19 protein-coding genes are annotated in these 23,878 nt (G+C 72.4%); 3 read left to right on the top strand and 16 right to left on the bottom strand.

Annotation, left to right across the window (positions count from 1 at the left end; genetic code table 11):
- Positions 1–412: 412 nt before the first annotated feature.
- The 14 genes from pssA to Sdia_RS21380 all read right to left on the bottom strand — a co-directional run bounded on the left by pssA (position 413) and on the right by Sdia_RS21380 (position 16,711).
- The gene (pssA, locus tag Sdia_RS21445; RefSeq protein WP_100453562.1) at positions 413–1,270 is read right to left on the bottom strand and encodes a CDP-diacylglycerol--serine O-phosphatidyltransferase; all 858 of its coding nucleotides are present in this window, start codon (positions 1,268–1,270) and stop codon (positions 413–415) included.
- Positions 1,257–1,904, bottom strand: coding sequence for a phosphatidylserine decarboxylase (locus Sdia_RS21440; protein WP_100453563.1), 648 nt, complete (start codon positions 1,902–1,904; stop codon positions 1,257–1,259). Before Sdia_RS21440 ends, pssA begins: the two co-directional genes overlap by 14 nt.
- Before the next feature lie 168 nt (positions 1,905–2,072).
- Positions 2,073–3,278 carry an acyl-CoA dehydrogenase family protein gene (locus Sdia_RS21435; protein WP_100453564.1) on the bottom strand — a complete coding sequence of 402 codons (1,206 nt, stop codon included), beginning with the start codon at positions 3,276–3,278 and terminating at the stop codon, positions 2,073–2,075.
- A 2-nt stretch (positions 3,279–3,280) separates the two neighbouring features.
- A complete protein-coding gene (locus tag Sdia_RS21430; RefSeq protein WP_124287906.1) occupies positions 3,281–3,793 on the bottom strand; it encodes a MaoC family dehydratase in 513 nt (170 codons plus the stop codon).
- Between the two features lie 3 nt (positions 3,794–3,796).
- Positions 3,797–4,759, bottom strand: coding sequence for an HpcH/HpaI aldolase/citrate lyase family protein (locus Sdia_RS21425; protein ID WP_100453566.1), 963 nt, complete (start codon positions 4,757–4,759; stop codon positions 3,797–3,799).
- Positions 4,756–6,768 (bottom strand): ethylmalonyl-CoA mutase, encoded by a 2,013-nt coding sequence (locus Sdia_RS21420; RefSeq protein WP_115069232.1) that lies wholly within the window; start codon positions 6,766–6,768, stop codon positions 4,756–4,758. The genes Sdia_RS21425 and Sdia_RS21420 overlap by 4 nt, the downstream gene beginning before the upstream one ends.
- A 10-nt stretch (positions 6,769–6,778) precedes the next feature.
- Complete coding sequence (gene ccrA, locus Sdia_RS21415; protein ID WP_124287904.1) at positions 6,779–8,116, bottom strand: crotonyl-CoA carboxylase/reductase; 1,338 nt, start codon at positions 8,114–8,116, stop codon at positions 6,779–6,781.
- Positions 8,117–8,605: 489 nt separating this feature from the next.
- Positions 8,606–9,469: a TetR family transcriptional regulator gene (locus Sdia_RS21410; protein ID WP_181844105.1), complete on the bottom strand. Its 864-nt coding sequence runs from the start codon at positions 9,467–9,469 to the stop codon at positions 8,606–8,608.
- An 88-nt stretch (positions 9,470–9,557) separates the two neighbouring features.
- Entirely contained in the window at positions 9,558–11,372 is a 1,815-nt protein-coding gene (locus Sdia_RS21405) for a 3-hydroxyacyl-CoA dehydrogenase family protein (RefSeq protein ID WP_115069233.1), read from the bottom strand.
- Between the two features lie 303 nt (positions 11,373–11,675).
- Positions 11,676–12,527: an ABC transporter ATP-binding protein gene (locus Sdia_RS21400; protein ID WP_189499857.1), complete on the bottom strand. Its 852-nt coding sequence runs from the start codon at positions 12,525–12,527 to the stop codon at positions 11,676–11,678.
- On the bottom strand, positions 12,524–13,594 hold the full coding sequence (locus tag Sdia_RS21395; protein WP_189499858.1) for a FecCD family ABC transporter permease: 1,071 nt from the start codon (positions 13,592–13,594) through the stop codon (positions 12,524–12,526). Before Sdia_RS21395 ends, Sdia_RS21400 begins: the two co-directional genes overlap by 4 nt.
- Positions 13,591–14,631 (bottom strand): FecCD family ABC transporter permease, encoded by a 1,041-nt coding sequence (locus Sdia_RS21390; RefSeq protein WP_189499859.1) that lies wholly within the window; start codon positions 14,629–14,631, stop codon positions 13,591–13,593. The genes Sdia_RS21395 and Sdia_RS21390 overlap by 4 nt, the downstream gene beginning before the upstream one ends.
- Positions 14,628–15,671: an iron-siderophore ABC transporter substrate-binding protein gene (locus Sdia_RS21385; RefSeq protein ID WP_100453573.1), complete on the bottom strand. Its 1,044-nt coding sequence runs from the start codon at positions 15,669–15,671 to the stop codon at positions 14,628–14,630. The genes Sdia_RS21390 and Sdia_RS21385 overlap by 4 nt, the downstream gene beginning before the upstream one ends.
- A 266-nt stretch (positions 15,672–15,937) precedes the next feature.
- A complete protein-coding gene (locus tag Sdia_RS21380; RefSeq protein ID WP_100454331.1) occupies positions 15,938–16,711 on the bottom strand; it encodes a helix-turn-helix transcriptional regulator in 774 nt (257 codons plus the stop codon).
- A gap of 168 nt (positions 16,712–16,879) precedes the next feature.
- Here Sdia_RS21380 and Sdia_RS21375 point away from each other — a divergent pair, with 168 nt between their 5' ends.
- Entirely contained in the window at positions 16,880–17,449 is a 570-nt protein-coding gene (locus Sdia_RS21375) for an adenylosuccinate lyase (RefSeq protein ID WP_100453574.1), read from the top strand.
- Between the two features lie 7 nt (positions 17,450–17,456).
- Here the strand turns inward: Sdia_RS21375 and Sdia_RS21370 are convergent, their stop codons facing one another.
- Together Sdia_RS21370 and Sdia_RS21365 are read right to left on the bottom strand one after the other, a co-directional pair.
- Positions 17,457–19,061 carry an alpha/beta hydrolase gene (locus Sdia_RS21370; RefSeq protein ID WP_100453575.1) on the bottom strand — a complete coding sequence of 535 codons (1,605 nt, stop codon included), beginning with the start codon at positions 19,059–19,061 and terminating at the stop codon, positions 17,457–17,459.
- 165 nt (positions 19,062–19,226) lie between these two features.
- On the bottom strand, positions 19,227–20,258 hold the full coding sequence (locus Sdia_RS21365) for an Rv2578c family radical SAM protein (RefSeq protein ID WP_100453576.1): 1,032 nt from the start codon (positions 20,256–20,258) through the stop codon (positions 19,227–19,229).
- 143 nt (positions 20,259–20,401) lie between these two features.
- On the opposite strand from Sdia_RS21365, the gene Sdia_RS21360 reads away from it, so the two are divergent.
- Entirely contained in the window at positions 20,402–20,845 is a 444-nt protein-coding gene (locus Sdia_RS21360; RefSeq protein ID WP_100453577.1) for an SRPBCC family protein, read from the top strand.
- 442 nt (positions 20,846–21,287) lie between these two features.
- Entirely contained in the window at positions 21,288–23,819 is a 2,532-nt protein-coding gene (locus Sdia_RS21355) for an MFS transporter (protein ID WP_115069238.1), read from the top strand.
- Positions 23,820–23,878 lie beyond the last annotated feature (59 nt).

The raw sequence follows: 23,878 nt of genomic DNA, 5'->3' as shown, positions 1-23,878 counted from the left end.
GCGCACCGGACGGCCGGCGGGGGAGAGGACACTCCGGCCCGAGCCCCGGCCGGGCCGTCCCACGCGCGAGCGGCGGAACGGCCCGCGGCGAGTGCACGACGGTCACAGCCCCCTCGCCTCCCCGCCCGCCGGTACGGAGACGGGAGAGCCGGGCACCGGCTCCGGGCCCGTTCGCGCCCTCGGCACGGCACACCGGGAGCTCGGCCGCCCTCGGGTACCGGCCGCACCGGCCCGGCCTCGCGAGCCCCCCCGGCGCCCGGCGGCCGGGCACTTCCCACGGACGCCGGGTGGCCGGGTGCCGTCGGCATGGGCGGAGACGGCGTGGCAGGGAACCTGGCGCCACGACGTGAGAGGGGCCCCGGACCGTTCCCGGTCCGGGGCCCCTCTCACGTCGCGTCCCGCGCGTCATCCACTACGGCAGCTGTGCCGCCCGCGCCTCGCGGCGGTTGTCGCGGAAGTTGTTCACCCGGCGGGCCGTGGCGAAGAGCGGGATGACCGCGCCCAGCACGAGCTGGAGCGCGCAACCGGTCTGCAGGAGCAGTTGCCCGCCGGGGGCCTCGAACGCCCAGGCGGCCAGCAGACCCATCGCGGCCACGATCCAGCTCAGCATGGCCACCGCGAGGGGGCCCCGCGGCTTCGGGTACTCGACCCGGCTCACCATCAGCCAGGCCGTCCCGACGATCGCCAGCAGCGTCGCCACGAAGGGAAGCTCCAGGAGCACGATGGAGACCACCGTGAGCGCCCCGAAGGGGCTCGGCATGCCCTGGAACATGCCGTCCTTCAAGGTCACGCAGGAGAACCGGGCCAGTCTCAGCACCACCGCCAGCAGCACCACGACCGCGCCGAGCGCCGCCACCCGCTGGTGGGCGTCGTCCGCCACCATGCCGTACACCAGCACGAAGTACGCCGGTGCCAGGCCGAAGCTGATCAGGTCCGAGAGGTTGTCCAGCTCGGCGCCCATCGGCGAGGAGCGGAGCTTGCGCGCCACCAGCCCGTCGAAGAGGTCGAAGACCGCCGCGCAGAGCATCAGGATCACGGCGGTGGCGGCGGAGTGCCGCGCCATGCCGCTCTCGTCGCTGCCGGTCAGGTGCGGGATGAGGATGCCGGTGGTGGTGAAGTACACCGCCATGAACCCGCACGTGGCGTTGCCCAGAGTCAGGGTGTCGGCTATCGACAGGCGCATCGACAGCGGCATCTCCTCGCCGCTGTCGTCCTCCTCGTCGGCCTCGGGCACCCAGCCCGCCTGGGTATCTGAGTCAGACACGGTCAATGCGAGTCACCCCCGCAGTCGTGGGTTGGCCGACCTCCACGTCGACTTCGACACCCTCGGGGAGGTAGATGTCGACGCGGGACCCGAAGCGGATCAGCCCGATGCGCTCACCCTGCTCCACCTTCGTGCCCTGTGGGACGTAGGGCACGATGCGCCGCGCGACCGCGCCGGCGATCTGCACCATCTCGATGTCGCCCAGCTCGGTGTCGAAGTGCCAGACGACGCGCTCGTTGTTCTCGCTCTCCTTGTTGAACGCGGGAACGAAACCGCCGGGCACGTGCTCGACGGAGGTCACCGTGCCGGCCAGCGGCGCGCGGTTGACGTGGACGTTCAGCGGGCTCATGAAGATGGCGACACGGGTACGCCCGTCCTTCCACGGCATGATGCTCTGCACCACACCGTCGGCCGGGGAGATGACCCGGCCCGGAGCGATCTCGCGCTCCGGGTCGCGGAAGAACCACAGCATGCCCGCCGCCAGTGCGGTGGCGGGCACCGCCAGGGCCGCGGCGCGCTTGGAACGGCGCGAGCGGACCAGGCTGACGGCTGCGGTGGCGACGGTCGGCAGGAGCCACGGCGATGCCCCGCGCGCAAGGCGGACCGAGCCGCGCGGTGCAGTGTTTTGGCTGTGGGGCATGGATGACCTTCGTAGCGGATGATGCCGCGCTGCAACGGGGGACGGCGGCTTTCCGGGGATGGTATCGGGTGGCGACCACAACTGGCCAAGCCAGGAACCGGAGTCGACGGCTGAAGAGTGCCGGTCAGGTGTGATCTTCTTCTCGAAAAAATCCCCCAAACAGGACAATCAACCCTGCAAACGGTACTCCTCCAAGAGCCTCCTGCCGATGATCATTTTCTGGATTTCGGCGGTTCCCTCGCCGATCAGCAGCATCGGCGCCTCGCGGTACAGGCGCTCGATCTCGTACTCCTTCGAGAAGCCGTACCCGCCGTGGATGCGGAAGGCGTCCTCCACGACTTCCTTGCAGTATTCCGACGCCAGGTACTTCGCCATACCCGCCTCCAGGTCGTTTCGTTCCCCGGAGTCCTTTTTGCGAGCCGCGTTCACCATCATCGCATGGGCCGCCTCGACCTTGGTGGCCATCTCGGCGAGCTTGAACTGGATCGCCTGGTGCTGGGCGATCGCCTTGCCGAAGGTGTGCCGCTGCTGGGCGTAGGAGACGCCCAGCTCGAACGCGCGCTGCGCGACGCCGCAGCCGCGGGCGGCCACGTTGACCCGCCCGACCTCGACACCGTCCATCATTTGGTAAAACCCTCGGCCGGTGGTGCCGCCGAGCACACGATTGGCCGGAATGCGCAGTCCGTCCAAAATCATCTCGGTGGTGTCGACACCCTTGTAGCCCATCTTCTCGATCTTGCCGGGGATGGTGAGACCGGGCCGGACCTCGCCGAAACCGGGCTCCTTCTCCACCAGGAAGGTCGTCATGGACCTGTGGGGGGCGGTGCCCTCGGGGTGCCCCTCGTCGGTGCGGCAGAGCACCGCCACCAGGGTGGAGGACCCGCCGTTGGTCAGCCACATCTTCTGGCCGGTGAGCGCGTACTCGTCGCCCACCTTGACGCCCTTGGTGGAGATCGCCGAGACGTCCGAGCCGAGCGCCGGCTCCGACATCGAGAAGGCGCCCCGGACCTCGCCGGTGGCCATCCGCGGCAGGAAGTGCTCCCGCTGCTCCCGCGTGCCGTGCTGCTTGAGCATGTACGCGACGATGAAGTGCGTGTTGATGATGCCGGAGACCGACATCCAGCCGCGGGCGATCTCCTCCACGCACAGCGCGTACGTGAGCAGGGACTCGCCCAGCCCCCCGTACTCCTCGGGGATCATCAGCCCGAACAGGCCGAGCTCCTTCAGTCCCTCGACGATCTGGGTGGGGTACTCGTCGCGGTGCTCCAGCTCGGTGGCGACCGGGATGATCTCCTTGTCCACGAAGTCACGGACCGTGGAGAGGATCTCCTGCTGGATGTCGGTGAGGCCGTGGGTCTGGGCGAGTCGGCTCATGACTACTTCTCCTGTGCCTTCAGCTCCGGGCGGCCGGGCTGCTCGCCGCCGCGCTCCTTGATGTACGTCTCGGTGGGGACCATCACCTTGCGGCGGAAGATGCAGACCAGGGTGCCGTCCTGCTTGTAGCCCTTGGTCTCCACGTACACGATGCCGCGGTCGCTCTTGGAGCGGGACGGGGTCTTGTCCAGCACCGTCGTCTCTCCGTAGACCGTGTCGCCGTGGAAGGTCGGCGCGACGTGGCGCAGCGACTCGATCTCCAGGTTGGCGATGGCCTTGCCCGAGACGTCGGGCACCGACATGCCGAGCAGCAGGGAGTAGACGTAGTTGCCGACCACCACGTTCCTGCCGAAGTCCGTCGTGGACTCGGCGTAGTGGCTGTCCATGTGGAGCGGGTGGTGGTTCATGGTCAGCAGGCAGAAGAGGTGGTCGTCGTACTCGGTGACCGTCTTTCCCGGCCAGTGCTTGTAGACCGCGCCGACCTCGAACTCCTCGTACGTGCGTCCGAACTGCACGGCTCAGCCCTCCGGCGCTTCGAACTTGGAGGTACGGGTCATCCCGGCGGCGCGCCCCTTGCCCGCGATGACCAGGGCCATCTTGCGGCTGGCCTCGTCGATCATCTCGTCGCCGAGCATCGCCGAGCCCTTCTTGCCGCCCTCCTCCGAGGTGCACCAGTCGTACGCGTCCAGGATCAGCTCGGCGTGGTCGTAGTCGTCCTGGGAGGGCGAGAAGATCTCGTTGGCGGCGTCGACCTGTCCGGGGTGCAGCACCCACTTGCCGTCGAACCCGAGGGCGGCCGAGCGGCCCGCCACCTCGCGGAAGGCGTCCACGTCGCGGATCTGGAGGAAGGGCCCGTCGATCGCCTGGAGGTCGTGGGTGCGGGCGGCCATCAGGATGCGCATCAGGATGTAGTGGTAGGCGTCGGCCGGGTAGCCGGGCGGCTGCTGGCCGACGACCAGGCTCTTCATGTTGATCGAGGCCATGAAGTCGGCCGGGCCGAAGACGATGGTCTCCAGGCGCGGCGAGGAGCCGGCGATGTCGTCGACGTTGACCAGGCCCTTGGCGTTCTCGATCTGGGCCTCGATGCCGATCCGGCCGACCTCGTAGCCCATCGTCTTCTCGATCTGGGTGAGCAGCAGGTCCAGGGCGACGACCTGCTGAGCGTCCTGCACCTTCGGCAGCATGATGCAGTCGAGGTTGGCTCCGGCGCCCTCGACGACCGTCACCACGTCGCGGTAGGTCCAGTGGGTGGTCCAGTCGTTGACGCGCACGACGCGGGTCTTGCCGGTCCAGTCGCCGTTGTTCAGCGCGTCGACGATGGTGTGCCGGGCGCCCTCCTTGGCCAGCGGCGCGCAGGCGTCCTCCAGGTCGAGGAAGACCTGGTCGGCGGCGAGGCCCTGGGCCTTCTCCAGGAAGCGCGGGTTGGAGCCGGGGACGGCGAGGCAGGAGCGGCGCGGCCGGAGCCGGTTGACGGTCGTCATGCGGGGACCTCCAGAGGGTCGAGCTTGTTCACGAGGCGGATCTCGTCGACGATACGGCCGATGATCTCCGTGATGCCGAAGTCCTTGGGCGTGAAGACGGCGGCCACACCGGCCGCCTTCAGGTCCTCGGCGTCGCTGTTGGGGATGATGCCGCCGACGACCACCGGGATGTCGGCGGCCCCCGACTCCCGGAGCCGGGCGAGCACGTCCGGCACGAGTTCGGCGTGCGACCCGGAGAGGATCGACAGGCCGACGCAGTGCACGTCCTCGGCGACGGCGGCGGACACGATCTGTTCGGGCGTGAGGCGGATGCCCTGGTAGACCACCTCGAACCCGGCGTCGCGGGCGCGGACCGCGATCTGCTCCGCGCCGTTGGAGTGGCCGTCCAGGCCGGGTTTGCCGACCAGCAGGCGGAGCTTGCCCACGTGGAGGTCGGCCGCCGTCCGGTCGGCCTTGGCGCGCACCGCCGCCAGCGGTGAGCCCTCCTCGGCGGTGACGGCGACCGGTGCCCCGGACACCCCGGTGGGGGCGCGGAACTCGCCGAAGACGTCGCGCAGGGCCCAGGACCACTCGCCGGTGGTCACCCCGGCGCGGGCGCACTCCAGGGTGGCCGGCATCAGGTTGGCGGTGCCGGCCGCGGCCCGCTTGAGCCCCTCCAGGGCCTCCTGCGCGCGGGCCTCGTCGCGCTCGGCCCGCCAGGTGTGCAGGGCGGAGACGACGCGGGCCTCGTTGGCCGGGTCGACGGTCATGATCGCGGTGTCGAGGTCGGCGGTGAGGGGGTTGGGCTCGGTCGTCTCGTAGCAGTTGACGCCGATGATCTTCTCCTCGCCCGCCTCGATCCGGGCGCGGCGCTCCGCGTGGGAGGAGACGAGCTGCGACTTGAGGTAGCCCGACTCGACGGCGGCCATCGCGCCGCCCATCTCCTGGATGCGCTCGATCTCGGCGAAGCACTCCTCGACCAGTCCGGACACCTTGGCCTCGACGACGTGCGACCCCGCGAAGATGTCCTCGTACTCCAGCAGGTCCGACTCGTGGGCCAGCACCTGCTGGATGCGCAGGGACCACTGCTGGTCCCAGGGCCTGGGCAGGCCCAGGGCCTCGTTCCAGGCGGGCAGCTGCACGGCGCGGGCGCGGGCGTCCTTGGAGAGGGTGACGGCCAGCATCTCCAGGACGATCCGCTGGACGTTGTTCTCCGGCTGGGCCTCGGTCAGCCCGAGCGAGTTCACCTGCACGCCGTAGCGGAAGCGGCGCTGCTTGGGGCTGTCGATGCCGTACCGCTCGCGGGTGACGTGGTCCCAGATGCGGCCGAAGGCGCGCATCTTGCACATCTCCTCGACGAAGCGCACGCCGGCGTTGACGAAGAAGGAGATCCGGGCGACGACCGACCCGAACTCCTCCTCGGGCACCTGTCCGGAGTCGCGGACGGCGTCCAGCACGGCGATGGCCGTGGACATGGCGTACGCGATCTCCTGGACCGGGGTGGCCCCCGCCTCCTGCAGGTGGTAGCTGCAGATGTTGATCGGGTTCCACTTGGGGATGTTGGCCACGGTGTACGTGATCATGTCCGTGGTGAGCCTGAGGCTCGGCCCGGGCGGGAAGACGTGTGTCCCGCGCGACAGGTACTCCTTGACGATGTCGTTCTGGGTGGTGCCGGAGAGCCGGGTGATGTCGGCTCCCTGCTCCTCGGCCACCACCTGGTAGAGCGCCAGCAGCCACATGGCGGTGGCGTTGATGGTCATGGACGTGTTCATCTGCTCCAGGGGGATGTCCTGGAACAGCCGCCGCATGTCACCGAGGTGCGAGACGGGGACTCCCACCCGGCCGACCTCGCCGCGGGCGAGGATGTGGTCGGGGTCGTAGCCGGTCTGCGTCGGCAGGTCGAACGCGACCGAGAGCCCGGTCTGCCCCTTGGCGAGGTTGGAGCGGTACAGCGCGTTCGACGCTTCCGCCGTCGAGTGGCCCGCGTACGTCCGCATGAGCCACGGCCGGTCCTTCTGGCGCTCTGTCATGGAGGGAACCTCAGATGTTCCGGAAGCGGTTGATGGCGTCGAGGTGCTGGGCACGCATCTCGTGGTCCCGCACACCGAGACCCTCCTCGGGAGCCAGCGCGAGGACGCCGACCTTCCCCTGGTGGAGGTTGCGGTGCACGTCGTAGGCGGCCTGCCCGGTCTCCTCCAGGGAGTAGACCTTCGACAGGGTCGGGTGGATCTTGCCCTTGGCGATGAGGCGGTTGGCCTCCCACGCCTCGCGGTAGTTGGCGAAGTGGGAGCCGATGATCCGCTTCAGCGACATCCACAGGTAGCGGTTGTCGTACTCGTGGTTGTATCCCGAGGTGGAGGCGCAGGTGACGATGGTGCCGCCCTTGCGGGTGACGTAGACCGAGGCGCCGAAGGTCTCGCGGCCCGGGTGCTCGAAGACGATGTCCACGTCCTCGCCGCCGGTGAGTTCGCGGATGCGCTTGCCGAACCGCTTCCACTCCCGCGGGTCCTGGTTCTGCTCGTCCTTCCAGAACCTGTAGCCCTCGGCGTTGCGGTCGATGACCGCCTCGGCGCCCATCCTCCGGCAGATCTCCGCCTTCTCGGGGGAGGAGACCACGCAGATCGGGGTGGCGCCGCCGGCCAGTGCGAACTGGGTGGCGTAGCTGCCGAGGCCGCCGCTGGCGCCCCAGATCAGCACGTTGTCGCCCTGCTTCATGCCGGCGCCGTTGCGGGAGACCAACTGCCGGTAGGCGGTGGAGTTGACCAGCCCGGGGGCGGCCGCCTCCTCCCAGCTCAGGTGGTCCGGCTTGGGCATCAGCTGGTTCGACTTGACCAGGGCGATCTCGGCGAGGCCGCCGAAGTTGGTCTCGAAGCCCCAGATCCGCTGCTCGGGGTCGAGCATCGTGTCGTTGTGGCCGTCACTCGACTCCAGCTCGACCGAGAGGCAGTGCGCGACGACCTCGTCGCCCGGGTTCCAGGCGTTGACACCGGGCCCGGTCCGCAGGACGACGCCCGCGAGGTCGGAACCGATGACGTGGTACGGCAGGTCGTGGCGCCTGGTCAGCTCCGAGACGCGGCCGTAGCGCTCCAGGAAGCCGAAGGTGGAGAGCGGCTCGAAGATCGAGGTCCAGACGGAGTTGTAGTTGACCGAGGAGGCCATCACGGCCACCAGGGCCTCGCCCGGGCCGAGTTCGGGCAGGGGCACGTCGTCGAGGTGGAGCGACTCGCGCGGGTCCTTCTCGCGGGTCTGAAGACCGGCGAACATCTCGGTCTCGTCCTTGTGCACGGTGACGCCCCGGTAGGACTCGGGGAGCTTCAGTGCGGCGAAGTCCTGCGAGGTGGCGTCCTGCGACTGGATCGCTTCGAGGATTTCCTTCACGGTGGTGCCTCCGGCGAAGGGCGTAGTGAGGGCTGAGGGGTGAGGGACCCCTGAGCGAGGGGCGTGGACTGCTGTGGTGTGCCGTCGGTCCGGCGTGGGGTCGTGCGGTGGTGCGGGCCGCGCCGGTGAGCGCGGGGTGCCTGTGACGCAGGCGTCCGGGCGCACGGTGAGGGAACCGCGGGGACAGCCGGTGTACGCGGGATACGCGTGCGTCGGCCGCCCGGACACCCTCAACGTATGGCACTGCGTGACAGTGCACAAGGCACCGAGTGCCAATATTTTCTCTCGTTTGAAATCTGTTGGTCACATATGAGCGATGATCGATCAAGCAGGTCCGGAAACGCCGGTTATGACCTCTTTCGGCCGTCGAGGTTCACTCCGGCGGCCGAGAGCCGCACCGAGGCCGGACACGAAGAAGCCCGGTGGGCCGCGGCATCGTGCGCCGCGGCCCACCGGGCTCGCTCCCACCGGCCCCGGCGGGGCCCTCGCTCACCGCCCCGGCTGCTGGAGCGCCTCGCGGATGGTCCGCATGACCTCGTCGAGCGGTGCGTCGGTGCGGGCCACCGTCACCAGCACCTCGTCCTGCCGGGTGGCGCCGGCCGCCGGAGACTGGTCGGCGGCGGCCTGCTCGGCGTCCACCGCGCCTTTGCGGCCGGCCCCTATGCCGCTGCCGAAGGTGTTGCGGACGATGCCGAAGGCGTGGTCGAGCTGGCTCTCCACGTCGCCATTGCCGTCCGCCCGCAGCCAGCGCCGCAGGACGTGGTTGTGGGCGGTCACCACCGCGGAGGCCGCCACCTCGGCGAGCAGCGGGTCGTCGCTGCCGTCCATGTGGGCGTGCTCGTCGAAGTGGCCCAGCAGGTACCGGGTGAACAGCCGCTCGTACCGGGCGACCGAGGCGATCTCGGCCTCCCGGAGGGTCGGCACCTCGCGGGTCAGCCGGTAGCGCGCCACCGAGATCTCCGGATGGCCCGCGTACATCTTCATGACTTCCTTGATGCCCCGGCAGACCGTGTCCAGCGGATGCTCGTGCGGGGGAGCGGCGTTGAGCACCGCCTCCACCCGCGTCAGCGTGTCGTCGTGGTCGGCGAAGATGGCCTCTTCCTTGGAGCGGAAGTGGCGGAAGAAGGTCCGGCGGGCGACTCCGGCGGCCGCGGCGATCTCGTCGACCGTCGTCGCCTCGTACCCTTTGGTGGCGAAGAGTTCCATCGCCGCCGCCGACAGTTCGCGCCGCATCTTGAGGCGCTGCGCCGCCGCTCGGCTCCCGGCGGAACTCTCCGGGGCTTCGGCTGGGGCGGTTCGGGTGGTCCGTCGTACGGAGTCAGCGGGCTGGGCCATGCCTTGAACGTACTCCATCGGCGCCTGGGCCCGCTCCCGGCCCGGGAGCGGGACGCCGCCCGCGCCCCGCTCCCGGCCGAGCAGCCCGCCCCACTGGCCGGCCGGCTCAGCGGCGGGCATGTTCGCGGAAACCCCGGCCCGACTTGCGGCCGAGGCAGCCCGCGGCCACCAGGTGTTCGAGGAGCGGGGCGGGGGCCAGGCCCGGGTCGCGGAACTCCTGGTGCAGGACCTGCTCGATGGCGAGCGAGACGTCGAGCCCCACCACGTCGAGGAGTTCGAAGGGCCCCATCGGGTAGCCGCCGCCGAGCTTCATCGCGGCGTCGATGTCGTCCAGCGATGCGTAGTGCTCCTCGACCATCTTCACCGCGTTGTTCAGGTACGGGAAGAGCAGCGCGTTGACGATGAAGCCGGCCCGGTCGCCGCAGTCCACCGGGTGCTTGCGGATCTTGGCGCAGACCTCGCGGACGGTGGCGTGCACGTCGTCGGCGGTCAGCACGGTGCGGACCACCTCGACGAGCTTCATCGCCGGAGCCGGGTTGAAGAAGTGCATCCCGACGACGTCCTCGGGACGGCCGGTGGCCCGCGCGCAGGCCACCACCGGCAGCGAGGAGGTGGTGGTGGCGAGCACCGCGCCCGGCTTGCAGACCTTGTCCAGCGTGGTGAACAACTGCCGCTTGACCTCCAGGTCCTCGGCGACCGCCTCCACGGCGAGGTCCACCTCCGCGAAGGCGTCCAGCGAGCCCGCCGGAGTGATCAGCGCCAGCGTCGCGGCGGCCGCCTCGGCGGTCATCCGGCCCCGCCCGACCGAGCGGTCCAGCGACTTGGCGATCCTGGCCTTGGCCTTCCCGGCCTTCTCCTCGCCGCGGGCGGCGAGCACCACCGCGTACCCCGCCTTGGCGAAGACCTCCGCGATGCCCGACGCCATCGTCCCGGACCCGGCGACACCGACCGAGCCGACCGGGCGCCCCGGGACCGGGCCCGCCTCGCCGGAGCGCGGCGTCAGCGCGTCCGGCACGACGGTGGCCGAACCGGGGCTCTCGTACGTGTAGAAGCCGCGCCCCGACTTGCGGCCGGTCAGCCCGGCCTCGCTGAGCTGCCGCAGGACCGGGGCCGGAGCGTGCAGCCGGTCGTGGGACTCGGCGTACATCGCGTCCAGCACGGTGCGGGCGGTGTCCACGCCGATCAGGTCGAGCAGCGCCAGCGGTCCCATCGGCAGGCCGCAGCCCAGCCGCATGGCCGCGTCGATGTCCTCCCGCGAGGCGTACTTGGCCTCGTACATCGCGGCCGCCTGGTTGAGGTAGCCGAAGAGCAGACCGTCCGCGACGAAGCCCGGCCGGTCGCCGACGGCCACCGGCTCCTTGCCCAGTTCGTGGGCGAGTTCGGTGACCCGGGTGACCGCCTCCGGGGAGGTCAGCACGGAGGAGACCACCTCGACCAGCTTCATCGCCGGGGCCGGGTTGAAGAAGTGCAGCCCGAGCACCCGCTCCGGGAACCGCGACTCGGCGGCGAGCCGGGTCACCGACAGGGCGTTGGTGCCGGTGGCGAGGATGGCGTCCGGGCGGACCACCGCGTCCAGGTCCCGGAAGAGCCCCTGCTTGACCTCGTACGACTCCGGGACGACCTCGACGACCAGGTCGGCGCCGGCCGCCGCCTGGAGGTCGGTGAAGACGCGGAACCGGGCGAGGGCGTCGGTCCGTTCGTCCTCGGTGAGGCGGCCCTTGGAGACGGCGCGGGCGGTGGAGTTCTCCAGCGCGGTCACGGCGAGCGCCGCCTGCGCCTCGCTGATGTCGATGCCGACGACCTCGCGCCCGGCGCGGGCCAGCACCTCGGCGATGCCCGTCCCCATGGTGCCGAGGCCGACGACGGCGACGGTGCGCAGGGCGGGGGAGGACGCGGAGGGGGACAGGGAAGGACGGTCCATCGAGGACTCCTGGGATGAGGGGTGACGACGGCCGGGGCGCCTGGCGCACCCGGATGAGGGGAGGAGCGGCGGGCCTGTCCCGGGCCACACCGTCGTACGTACCGCTGCCGGACCGACCGGCGGAGATGCCCCGTGGGCGGCGGCTGCGTCACCAGGCCACCGCAGGGCTGTCGCGCGGGTGTCCGGCCCGCGCTCCTCTGAGCATAACCAGTGGGTAATGAGCGCGCCAGTCCCTTCTTCCTGCCCTCGGGCTCCCGGCCGGTGCGCGGACCGCGTTCACGGGCCCGCGCACCGGCGCGGGGCTCAGCCGCTCGCCGCCCGGGCCGCAACGGCCGTCCGGGCCTGGACGGTGGCGCCCGCCGCGTGGTGGCGTCCGATGGGGAGCATCAGGGGGCGGCCCGAGACGGGGTCCTCGATGATGCGGCTCTCCAGGCCGAAGACGGCGCGGGCGGTCCCCTCGGTCAGCACCTCGGCCGGGGTGCCCTGGGCGTGCAGCCTGCCGTCGGCCAGCGCGATCAGGTGGTCCGCGTACCGGGCGGCCAGGTTGAGGTCGTGCAGGACCATGACGACGGTGGTGCCGCGCGCGGCGTTCAGGTCGGTCAGCAGGTCCAGGACCTCGACCTGGTGGCTCACGTCGAGGAAGGTGGTCGGCTCATCCAGCAGGAGCAGGTCCGTCTGCTGCGCCAGGGCCATGGCGATCCAGACGCGCTGCCGCTGGCCGCCGGAGAGCTCGTCCACGGCGCGGTCGGCCAGCTCCTCCGTCCGCGTCGCCTCCAGGGCCGAGGCCACGGCCGCGTCGTCCTCCCGGCTCCAGCGGGAGAAGGCCCTCTGGTGCGGGTGGCGGCCCCGGCCGACCAGGTCCGAGACGGTGATGCCCTCCGGGGCGAGCGGCGACTGCGGCAGGAGTCCCATCGTGCGCGCGAGTTCCTTGGCCGGGAAGCGGTGCACCTCGCGGCCGTCCAGCAGTACGCGGCCCGCGCGGGGCGCCAGCAGCCGGGACATCGACCTGAGCAGCGTCGACTTGCCGCAGGCGTTGGCGCCGACGATCACCGTGATCCGTCCCGGCGGCACCGCCAGGTCGAGGGAGTCGATGACGGTGCGGTCGGCATAGCCGAGGGTCAGTTCCTCGGCGGTCAGGGAGTGTTCGATGGTCACAGGGAGCCTCCCGCCCGGTTGGTGCGGAGGATCAGGTGGACGAGGTAGGGGGCGCCGAGCACACCGGTGACGATGCCGACCGGGTAGCGCTCGCCGAAGGCGAACTGGCCGCAGAAGTCGGCGACAAGGACCAGCAGGGCGCCGACGAGAGCGGCAGGGACGAGCAGCGAGCCGCCCGCGCCGACGATCCGGGCGGCGATCGGACCGGAGAGGAAGGCCACGAAGGCGATCGGCCCGGCCGCCGCCGTCGCGAAGGCGATGAGCCCGACGGCCGCGACGATCACGGTGATCCGGGTCCGCTCGACGCGGACGCCGAGCGCCGAGGCGGTGTCGTCGCCCAGTCGCAGCGCGGCCAGGTTGCGGCCCTGCCCGAGCAGCAGCGGGGTGAGGACGGCCGCCGCGACCGTCGCCGGGACGACCTCGTCCCAGGTCGCGCCGTTGAGGCTGCCGGTCAGCCACCGCAGCGCCTCCTGGAGGTCCCATTCGGCGGCCTGGGACAGCACGTAGGAGGTGACGCTGTCGAGCATGGCGGAGATGCCGATGCCGATCAGGATGAGCCGGGTGCCCGCGACCCCGCCCTTGAACGCCAGCGAGTACACCAGCAGGGCGACGCCGAGGCCGGCCGCGATGGCGACGACCGAGACCTGCACCTCGCCGAGGTGGAGGGCGACGATGGCGATGGCGGCGGCCGCGCTCGCCCCGGAGCTGATGCCGATGATGTCCGGGCTGGCCAGCGGGTTGCGCAGCATGGTCTGGAAGGTGACGCCCGCCAGGCCGAAGCTGAACCCGGCCACCAGGGCGAGGACCGCGCGCGGCAGCCGCAGCTCGCCCACGGTGAAGGAGGCGCCCGGCACCTGCTCGCCGAGGATCACCCGCAGCACGTCGGCCGGCGGGTAGTAGGTGCGCCCGGCCACCAGCGTCACGGCGAAGGCGGCGACCACGAGGACGGCCAGCACCAGCACGATCAGGCGGCGGCGCGCGGCGCCCCGGACGCGGCGGCGGGTGGCGGCCGCCACGGAGGCGGGGGCCGGTGCGGCGCCGGGCCGGGTGAGGACGGGGGCGCTCACAGGGCACGCACCTTCTGTCGGCGGACGATGTAGATGAAGAAGGGCGCCCCGATCAGCGCCGTCACGATGCCCACGTCGATCTCGGAGGGCCGCGCCACGACCCGCCCGACCACGTCGGCGGCGGTCAGCAGGACCGCGCCGAGCAGCACGGACAGCGGCAGCAGCCAGCGGTGGTCGACGCCGACGAGCAGCCGGCAGGTGTGCGGAACGACGAGGCCGACGAAGGCGATCGGCCCGGCGACGGCGGTGGCCGCCCCGCACAGCAGGACGGCGCCGAGCGCGGCCACCGCCCGGACCACGGCGACGCGTTCGCCGAGCCCGGCCGCCAGTTCGTCGCCGAGCGCGAGCGAGTTGAGCGCGCGCGCCGACAGCAGGCAGAGCAGGAAGCCCGCGACCAGGAAGGGCAGTACCTGCCCGATGCGTTCGTACGAGGCGCCGCCCACGCCGCCGATCTGCCAGAGCCGGAAACTGCCCGCGATGTCGTTGCGCGGCAGGATCACCGCGCTGACCAGCGAGGCGAACGCCGCCGAGGTGACGGCGCCGGCCAGCGCCAGCTTCAGCGGGGTGGCGCCGCCACGGCCGAGGGTGCCGACGGTGTAGACGAAGAGCGCGGAGGCCGCCGCCCCCGCGATGGCCACCCAGATGTACGAGGTCGGGGAGGTCAGCCCGAAGAAGGCGACGCCGGTCACCACGGCCAGCGAGGCACCCGTGTTGACCCCGAGGATGCCCGGGTCGGCCAGCGGGTTGCGGGTCACGCCCTGCATCACGGCGCCCGAGAGGGCGAGGGCCGCCCCGACCACCACCGCCAGCAGGGTGCGCGGGACGCGCTTGGCGGCGGCCGCCTGCCCCAGGGTCCCGTCCGCCCCGCCGAGCGCCGCCCGGACGTCCGGCCAGGGCACGTCGCGGGAACCGAAGGCGACGGAGGCGACCATGACGGCCGTCAGGACCAGCAGGGCGACGACGAGCCAGAGGGTGCGGGGGCCCGCCGGACGCCGGGCCGCGGCGTCCGGCGCGCGCCGGGTGTCGAGCGTCGTCACTTGACCTTGTCCGCGGCCTCGGCCAACGCGGCGGCGTAGTCGTCCAGCACGTAGGAGATCGACAGCGGCGTCGGGTTGGCGGCGGTGGCCAGCGGCGAGGAGCTGCCGGGCAGCAGGTAGACCGAACCGCGGTCGATGGCGGGCATCTTGGAGAGGACCTTGTCCTTGCTGACGTTCTCGAGCAGCTCGCCCTTCTCGTCGCCGTAGCCGGTGACGATGTCGACGTCGTCGAAGGTGTCGATCTGCTCGGCGCTCCGCGTCAGCGCGAACTTCTCGGTGCCCTTCGACGCCTTCTCGATGCTGCCAGGGGTCTTCATCCCGAGGTCGAGGAAGAACTGCGTCCGGGTGTCGTGCGTGGTGTAGAAGCCGATCTCGCTGACGTCGTTGGGGTCGAGGTGCGTCATGAACATCGCCGTCTTGCCCTTGAGCTGCGGGTACTTGGCGGCGGTGGCGGCTATCTCGCCGTCCAGCTCCTTGATCAGCTTCTCGCCCTCGCCGGACATGCCGAGCGCCTCGCTGTTGGTGCGGATGATCTCGCGCCACGGCGTGGCCCAGGGGGCGTCCGGATAGGCGACCACCGGGGCGATCTTGCTGAGCGTGTCGTAGTCCTTGCGGGTCAGCCCCGAGTACGCGGCCAGGATCACGTCGGGCTCGGTGTCGGCCACCGCCTCGAAGTCGATGCCGTCGGTCTCGTCGAAGAGGACCGGGGTGTCGGCCTTCAGCTCGTCCAGCTTCTCCTCGACCCAGGGCAGCACCCCGTCGCCGTCGTCGTCACCGAAGTTGGCCGCCGCCATGCCGACCGGTACGACGCCGAGGGCCAGCGGCACCTCGTGGTTGGCCCAGTTCACCGTGGCGACGCGCCGCGGCTCGGCGGGGATGGTGGTCTTTCCCAGAGCGTGTTCGACGGTCAGGGGGAAGCCGCTCGCGGAGCCCTTCTGCTCCTTGCCGTCGGCGCTCTCGGACTCGGCGCCGCTGCCGCAGGCGGAGACGGTGAGCAGGGCGGCGGCCGCTGCGACCAGGCGAAGGCGGTGTGAGGACATGGGTGCGTGCCCAGCTTTCGGGTGTCGGGGGTGGCGCTTCTCTCCCGCGTGAGGGCAGGGGGTGCCGTCGCGGAAGGCGCACCACGCTTGCTCAAGCAACTTAGGTAAGGCTTGCCTTCGTACTTTATGAGAGGCGGGTGGCGTGTCGCAATCAACCGGATGCGACATGCGCTGTAGCGATCAGGACACGCGGGGCGGCGCGACGACGCGCGGCACTGCTCCCGTGCCACGTGAGGCGAGGGGAGCGAAGCGGTGTCGGTGCCCGCTCAACTCGGCCGGAACGCCCCCGGGGTGAGCCCGGTCGCCCGGCGGAAGGCGGCGCCGAACGCGCTGGAGGACCGGTAGCCGACCTGCTCCGCCACGGCCTCCACCTCCCAGCCCCGGGTCAGCAGCCCGATCGCGTGCTGGGCGCGGACCGCCCCGACCCACCGCGCGAAGCTCGTACCCGTCTCCGCGGTGAACGCACGGGTGAGCGTGCGCGGGCTGACGCCGCGCGCGGCGGCCCAGTCGGTCAGCGTCCGCCGGTCCCCGGGGTCCTCGCGCACCGCGTCGGCGATCGGGCGCAGCAGGGGGGAGGAGGGGAGGCGGACCAGCAGTTCGCGCGGCGCGGGTGCCAGCACGTCGAGGACCAGCGCCTCGGTGGCCGCGCGGGAGGCGCGTCGCAGCTCCGGTTCGCCGAGCCGTTCGAGCAGCAGTCGCAGCAGCGGCGTGATCTCGACCGCCACCGGGGCGTCGGAGATCGACGCGGTGGTGCGGAAGCCGAAGAAGCAGGCGCGCAGGCAAGTGCCGGCGGCCGCCACCCCGCTGTGCAGCGTGCCCGCGGGCATCCACAGCCCGACCGCCGGAGTGATGGTCCAGATCCGGGATCCCACGATCGCCGAGGAGGCGCCCCGTTCGTTCCAGAGCAACTCGTGGAAGGGGTGGGAGTGGTCGTTCCAGGCGGTGTCGTACGCGACGACCTCCTCGTACCCCTGGATGACGAAGGGCGTCTCCACCGCGCCGGGCGCGTGCGCGGGCAGCGTCCGGGTCTCCTGGGTCACGCGCCGGCCCCCCGTGGTGGGGGAACCGGCCGGGGTGTCGGCCTCTCGCACGGCCTCAGCCTATGAGGTCGCGCCGCGCCCCCGCCGGTGGCCCGTCGCCCGTGCCCGGAACCGTCGGATTCGGACATTCCCCGGATACCGGCGCCGGTCCCGGCCTAGGGTCGGGGAATGGACCAGGATGTGTGGCGGAGCCTGCTGACGCGGGTCTCCAAGGAGGCCGGGGAGGACCCCCGGGTGGAGTGGCTCGCGGCCGCCGGCGACGAGGAGCTGAACGCCGTGCTCACCGCTCCCCAGGAGCCGTTGTGGGCAAGGGAACTGGCGGCCTTCCGGCTCGGCGTGGCCGGGGACCGGCGGGCCTTCGAGACGCTGGTGCTGCTGCTCAACCACCGCGAACCCGCCCGGTGCGCCGCCGCGGCCCACGCCCTCGCCCGGCTGGGCGACCCGAGGACCGCCCGGGCCGCCGCCGCCCTCGCCACCAACGAACTCCGCGTCGCCTACGCCCTGCACCCGGTGCGCCTGCTCGTCGCCCTGCGCGCCCCCGAGGCGGTGCCCGCGCTCATCGCGGTGCTGGAGCGCCGGCTCGCCCCGGGCGACCGCTACCAGGCCGTCGCCCTCGCCTGCGCCGACGGCCTCGGAGAGCTGGGCGACCCCTGTGCCGGGCCCGTGCTGCGGGCGGCGCTGACGCGCCCCGGGCTGGCGATCGTCGCCCGGGGCGCGCTGGACCGGCTGCCGCGATGAGCGGGGCTCAGCCGCGCCCGGGGAGCAGGCCGTGCAGCGCCAGGCCCTGGGCGCGCCCCGCCGTGTCCGGCGTCGTGCCCTTCGCCGCGGCCGGCTCCGGCTCGGGCTCGGGCAGCCGGTCGCAGGTCGCGTCCGCCTCGCCGGTGCCGGAAGCGCGCGGCACGGTGCCGTCGGCGAGGTAGCGCGCCAGGTGCCCGTCGAGGCAGGCGTTGCCGCCCAGCGTCACCCCGTGGTTGCCGCCGCCCTCCTCGACCACCAGCGAGGAGCCCCGCAGCTTCCGGTGGAGCGAGACGGCGCCCTCGTACGGGGTGGCCGCGTCGCCGGTCGCCTGGAGGACGAGGGCAGGGGGGATCGCGGTGTTGGTGACGTCCGGCGGGGTGAGCGGCGGGACGGGCCAGCTCGCGCACGGCGCGTTGTACCAGGTGTTGTTCCAGGTCAGGAAGGGCGCCTTCGCGTGCGCCCGCCAGGCGTCGGCCCGCCACTGGTTCCACCGGCGGGGCCACGCGGCGTCCCGGCACTGCACGGCCGTGTAGACGCTGTACCCGTTGTCGTCGGAGGCGTCGCTCTCGGCCAGCGCCCGGTAGGCGGCGACCAGGGGGGCGCTCTTACCGTCCTCGGCGTACGCGGCGAAGGCGGTGGCCAGCCGGGGCCAGTAGCCGTCGTAGTAGCCGCCCGGCACGAAGGTGTCCTCCAGCTCCGCCGCGCCGACCGTGCCGCCGGCCGGGTCGGCGGCGACGGCCGCCCGCATCCGCGACCACGCCTGCTCCACCGTGGCCGGGTCGGTACCCAGACCGTAGACCGCGTCGTGCCGGGCGACCCAGGCGAGGAAGGCGCGGTGACGGTCCTCGAAGGCGCGGTTCTGGGCGAGGTTGTCGGCGTACCAGACGCCGTCCGGGTCCACCGCCGAGTCGAGGGCGAGGCGCCGCACCCGCTCCGGGAAGAGCTTGGCGTAGACGGCGCCGAGATAGGTGCCGTACGAGTAACCGAGGTAGCTGATGCGCGGGGCGCCGAGCGCGGCCCGGATCACGTCGAGGTCGCGGGCCGCGCTGCGGGTGTCCAGGTACGGCAGCAGGTCCCCGTGCCGCTCGCCGCACGCGGCCGCGAAGGCGGCGGCGCGTTCGGTGTTGGCGCGCTCCACGGCCGGTGTGAGCGGCAGGGTGTCGGGGCGTACGGCCGCGAAGTGGCCGGGGCGGCAGTCGAGCGCGGGCTCGCTCCCGCCGACCCCGCGCGGGTCGAAGCCGACCACGTCGTACCGGGCCGCCACCTCCTTCGGCAGCGCCGCCGCCACGTGCCCGGCCAGGCTCAGCCCGCTGCCGCCGGGCCCGCCTGGATTGACCAGCAGCGGCCCCAGTGAGGACTTCGCGGTGTGCGGCACGCGGCTGAGCGCCAGCGTGATCCGCCGCCCGTCGGGCCTGGCGTGGTCGAGCGGAACCCGCACCGTGCCGCACTGGAGCGTCGGGTACGCCTCGGTCGCGCAGTCACTCCACCGGATCGCCGGCGGCGCGGCCGGTGCTTCGGCCGGGGCTCGGGACACCGCCGACGACGGCGCGGCCGGGACGAGGACGGCGACCGAGGCGGCGGCGCCGCACAGCGCCAGGACACGTCTGTTCACATGGCCTCCAGGGTGCGGAGTCGGGCACCGCACCCTGCGGCCCCCGGCGATCGTCCCGGACACCGGTGCCCCGGGTGGGCGATTCGTCCGACAGTCGGCGTGGCCGGGGGCACATGTCGCAGCGCGTGGCTGGTCGCGCGCCCGGGGGAGCCGCCCCCTCCCGCCTCACAGCAGCGTCAGCTGCTCCGGCTCCGCCGCCGCGGCCTCCGGCTGCGGCCCTATCCGCCGGGCCGCCCCCGACCGGGCCGGTCCGATGCCGTACTCGCGGGCCAGTTCGTGGACCTGGCCGGTGATGCGGCGCTGGTAGCTCTTGGGGGCGTAGGCGCCGGAGGCGTAGAGGCGTTCGTAGTGGGGGACCAGGTGGGGGTGGTGCTCGGTGAGCCACTGGAAGTACCACTCGCGGGCGCCGGGGCGCAGGTGGAGGACGAGCGGGGTGACCGAGGTGGCGCCGGCCTCGGCGATGGCGCGGACGGTCGCGCGGAGCTGGTCGGGGTGGTCGCCGAGGCAGGGGATGACGGGGGCCATGAGGACGCCGCAGTCGATGCCGCGTTCGGCCAGGGCGCGGATGACGTCCAGGCGGCGTTCGGGGGCGGGGGTGCCCGGTTCGACGGTGCGCCACAGTTCGCGGTCGGTGAAGCCGACGGAGACCGAGATGCCCACGTCGGTGACGGCGGCGGCCTCGGTGAGCAGGTCCAGGTCGCGCAGGATCAGCGTGCCCTTGGTCAGGATGCTGAACGGGTTGGCGTGGTCGCGCAGGGCCTCGATGATGCCGGGCATCAGGCGGTACCGGCCCTCCGCCCGCTGGTAGCAGTCGACGTTGGTGCCCATCGCGATGTGGCCGCCGCGCCAGCGCGGCCCGCCCAGCTCGCGGCGGAGCAGCTCGGGGGCGTTGGTCTTGACGACGATCTGCGAGTCGAAGCCGAGCCCCGTGTCGAGGTCGAGGTAGCTGTGGGTCTTGCGGGCGAAGCAGTACACGCAGGCGTGACTGCACCCCCGGTACGGGTTGACCGTCCAGGTGAACGGCATCCGTGAGGCGCCCGGAACGCGGTTGACGATCGAACGGGCGCGGATCTCGTGAAAGGTGATTCCCCTGAATCCAGGGGTGTCGACGGTACGCGTGACGACGGCGTCGGCTCCGAAGAGCGCGGCGTCGGAGCCCGGGCGGACCGGCTGCTCGGCAAGGTTCTCCCAGCGCATGGTCTTCCTCCTGACGTCGTCCGCCACAATAGAACATCTGTTCGCATGATCGCCGCGGGGTGCCCCCGGCGGGGATTTGAGCGGCCGGGGCCGGGGTGGTTGGCTTTGTCCGACCCGTAACCCGAGTGCTGGAGGAAGTGGACATGGCACAGGTCGAGGCCACGACGGAGCGGACGATCGCGGCGAAGCCGGACGACGTCTTCGACGCGCTGGCCGACTACAGCGGTACCCGTCGTACGGTCCTTCCCGAGCAGTACAGCGAGTACGAGGTGCGCGAGGGCGGCGACGGCGACGGCACCGTCGTCCACTGGAAGCTCCAGGCCACCAGCAAGCGGGTGCGGGACTGCCTGCTCGACGTCAAGGAGCCTTCCGACGGCGAGCTGGTCGAGACCGACCGGAACTCCTCCATGGTCACGACGTGGACGGTCACCCCGGCCGGGCAGGGCGGAGCGCGGGTCCAGGTGCGCACCGTCTGGAACGGGGCCGGCGGGATCGGCGGCTTCTTCGAGCGGACCTTCGCCCCCAAGGGGCTGGCCCGCATCCACGACCAGACGCTGGCGAAGCTGGCGGCCGCGCTGGAGAAGTGAGGCTGCCCGGGCGCGGCCGGGGGCGTGGCTCGGCCCGGTGCCGGCTCGCCCCGGCGCACCCGGACGTCGCCTTCCGCTCCGGGGCCCGCGCCCGGGCTGCCGTGTCGACCCGGCTGGACCGTGGTGCGGCGCCGCCGGCGGGGCGCGGGTCGCCGGCGGGCGCGGTCGCCGGCCGGGGCGGAGGGCTGGGAGCCAGAGGGAGCCGCCCGCGCGCGACGCCCCTTACGGGCGCGTTCCCGTCGACCTGGGCGCGCTGTCACCTCACCGTTTCGAGTGGTTTTCGCGGGCGGCGCCTTGTCGCCCGCAACGCTCCCACCGGCCCGGATGCCGCCTGTCCGGCCTTGGTCGCGTGTCGCCCCTCTTGCCCCGACTTGTGTGCGGGCGCGCAGACTTGGCGCCAGTTGTCGGCGCAGTCGGCGCGGCGCGACGAGGGGAGAGTGACGTGGGCGGGACGACGCTGGAGCACAGGACGGCCTCGGGGGAGGAACCCGCCGGGACTCCCGCGCCGGCCGGCGTCCCGGGGCCCGAGGGGGCGTACGCCGCCGCCGACGCGCCCACCGTGCGCCTGGCGACCGGTGAAGCGTTTCCCCCCGGCGGTGGCGGGGCCGCCGCCCCCGCCACCGGTGACCAGGAGCTCAGTCCCCGCCAGGTCCGGATGGTCTTCGTCGGGCTGATGCTCGCCCTGCTGCTCGCCGCGCTGGAGCAGATGATCGTGGCCACCGCGCTGCCGAAGATCGTCGGCGAGCTGCACGGCCTCGACAAGATGTCCTGGGCCATCACCGCCTACCTGCTCACCTCGACCGTCTCGCTGCCGGTCTACGGCAAGCTCGGCGACCTCTTCGGCCGCAAGAGCGTCTTCCAGTTCGCGATCGTCGTCTTCATCGTCGGCTCGGGGCTCGCCGGCTGGTCGCGTTCGATGGACGAACTCATCGCCTTCCGCGCCCTCCAGGGGCTCGGGGCGGGTGGCCTGATGATCGGGGTGCAGGCGATCATCGCGGACATCGTGCCGCCCCGGGAACGCGCCCGCTACATGGGACTGATCGGTGCCTCCTTCGGTCTCGCCTCGGTCGCCGGACCGCTGCTCGGCGGCTTCTTCACCGACCACCTCTCGTGGCGCTGGTGCTTCTACTTCAACGTCCCCTTCGGCCTCGTCACCCTCGCCGTGGTCGCCGTCGTCCTCAAACTCCCCAAGCCCGCCACCCGGGGCCGCCTCGACGTCCTCGGCATCCTGCTGCTGGCCACCGCCTCGACCTGCCTGGTGCTGCTGACCAGCTGGGGCGGGACCGAGTACGCATGGGGGTCGCGGACCATCCTCGCGCTGAGCGCCGGGGCCGTCGTCTCGGCCGTGCTGTTCCTCCTCGCCGAGCGCCACGCGGCCGAACCGCTCATCCCGCTGCGGCTGTTCCGCCAGTCGATCTTCAACATCACCGGCCTGATCGGCGCCGTGGTCGGCATCGCGCTGTTCGGCGCCGCCAGCTACCTGCCGACCTTCCTCCAGATGGTCGACGGTGCCAGCGCCACCGAGTCCGGCCTGCTCATGCTGCCGATGATGGGCGGGGTCGTCGGCGCCTCGATCCTCTCCGGCCAGCTCATCAGCCGGACCGGCCGCTACCGCCCGTACCCGATCGCGGGCGGTGTCCTCGCCGCGCTCGGCATGTGGCTGCTCTCCCTGCTGGAGACCGGCACCTCCCGGCTGCACTACAGCATCTGGATGGCCGTGCTCGGCGCCGGGATCGGCCTGATCATGCCGGTGCTGGTGCTCGCCGTGCAGAACAGCGTCCGCCAGGCCGACCTCGGTACCGCCACCAGCGCCAACAACTACTTCCGGCAGATCGGCGGCAGCGTCGGCGCGGCCGTCTTCGGCACCCTCTTCGCCCAGCGCCTCACCGACGCCCTCGCCGACCGGCTGCCGGGCGGGGCGCCGGCCGGCGCCCTCGACGCCGAGGCGATCACCCCGCAGGCGGTGCACGCCATGCCGGCCGCCCTGCGCGACCCGTACATCCAGGCGTACGCCGACGCCATGCCCCGGATCTTCCTCTTCCTCGTGCCGGTCCTCCTGTTGGGCCTGCTGCTCGCCTTCTTCCTCAAGGAGACCCCCCTCGTGTCCCACGCCGCGTCCCGGCCCGCTCCCGTCCCCGCCGCCGAACCGCAGGCCGTGCCCGCGCCCGCCGCGCCGACCGCCCCGCAGCTGCCCGCCGCCCGGACCGGCCACACCGCCGGGGTCGCGGTGTGCGGCAGCGTCCAGCACTCCGACGGCACCGCCGTGCCCCGTGCCGCCCTCACCCTGATCGACGTGACCGGCCGCCAGATCGGGCGTGGCGCCAGCGACGGCGACGGGCGGTACGCGCTCGCCACCCCGGGCAGCGGCAGCTTCGTGCTGATCGCGGCCGCCGGGGGACACCAGCCGCAGGCCGTCACCGTCACCGTCGGCGAGCGCCCGGTCGAGCTGGACGTGGTCCTCGGCGGCGCCGGACGCCTCGCCGGTTCCGTGCTCACCGCCGACGGTGTCCCGGTGCGCGACGCCACGGTCACCCTGACCGACGTACGCGGCGAGGTCGTCGCCTCCACCCGCAGCGGACGCGAGGGCGGCTACGTCATCTCCGAACTGGTCGCCGGGGAGTACACCCTCGCCGCCAGCGCCCACGCCTACCGGCCGACCGCCCTGCCGGTGAGCGTCCAGGCGTCCCGCGAGACCCGTCAGGACGTCGAACTGGCCGGGGGAGCGGTGCTGCGCGGCACCGTCCGCGCGGGCGGCGGGCGCCCCGTCGAGGACGCCCGCGTCACCCTTCTCGACGCCGGGGGCAACGTCGTCGACTCCCAGACGACCGCGGCCGACGGCACCTTCCGCTTCGTCGACCTCTCCTCCGGCGAGTACACCGTCATCGCCTCCGGCTACCCGCCGGTCGCCACCGTCCTCCAGGTGGCGGGCGGCGGCCGCACCGAACGCGACCTGCTGCTGGGCCACGAGGACTGAGCCGACGGGCCGGCGCGCGGCCGGGGCACCGCACGGCCCCGGCCCGCCCCGCCGCGCCC

Source organism: Streptomyces diastaticus subsp. diastaticus, from assembly GCF_011170125.1.
Taxonomy (GTDB): domain Bacteria; phylum Actinomycetota; class Actinomycetes; order Streptomycetales; family Streptomycetaceae; genus Streptomyces; species Streptomyces diastaticus.
This window is presented reverse-complemented; position numbering and strand designations above follow the sequence as displayed.

Coding starts and splice junctions, on each gene's coding strand:
- Sdia_RS21440 (WP_100453563.1), bottom strand. CDS start 1,904: ATGCCCCACAGCCAAAACACTGCACCGCGCGGCTCGGTCCGCCTTGCG.
- Sdia_RS21435 (WP_100453564.1), bottom strand. CDS start 3,278: ATGAGCCGACTCGCCCAGACCCACGGCCTCACCGACATCCAGCAGGAG.
- Sdia_RS21425 (WP_100453566.1), bottom strand. CDS start 4,759: ATGACGACCGTCAACCGGCTCCGGCCGCGCCGCTCCTGCCTCGCCGTC.
- Sdia_RS21420 (WP_115069232.1), bottom strand. CDS start 6,768: ATGACAGAGCGCCAGAAGGACCGGCCGTGGCTCATGCGGACGTACGCG.
- Sdia_RS21410 (WP_181844105.1), bottom strand. CDS start 9,469: ATGGAGTACGTTCAAGGCATGGCCCAGCCCGCTGACTCCGTACGACGG.
- Sdia_RS21405 (WP_115069233.1), bottom strand. CDS start 11,372: ATGGACCGTCCTTCCCTGTCCCCCTCCGCGTCCTCCCCCGCCCTGCGC.
- Sdia_RS21385 (WP_100453573.1), bottom strand. CDS start 15,671: ATGTCCTCACACCGCCTTCGCCTGGTCGCAGCGGCCGCCGCCCTGCTC.
- Sdia_RS21375 (WP_100453574.1), top strand. CDS start 16,880: ATGGACCAGGATGTGTGGCGGAGCCTGCTGACGCGGGTCTCCAAGGAG.
- Sdia_RS21365 (WP_100453576.1), bottom strand. CDS start 20,258: ATGCGCTGGGAGAACCTTGCCGAGCAGCCGGTCCGCCCGGGCTCCGAC.
- Sdia_RS21360 (WP_100453577.1), top strand. CDS start 20,402: ATGGCACAGGTCGAGGCCACGACGGAGCGGACGATCGCGGCGAAGCCG.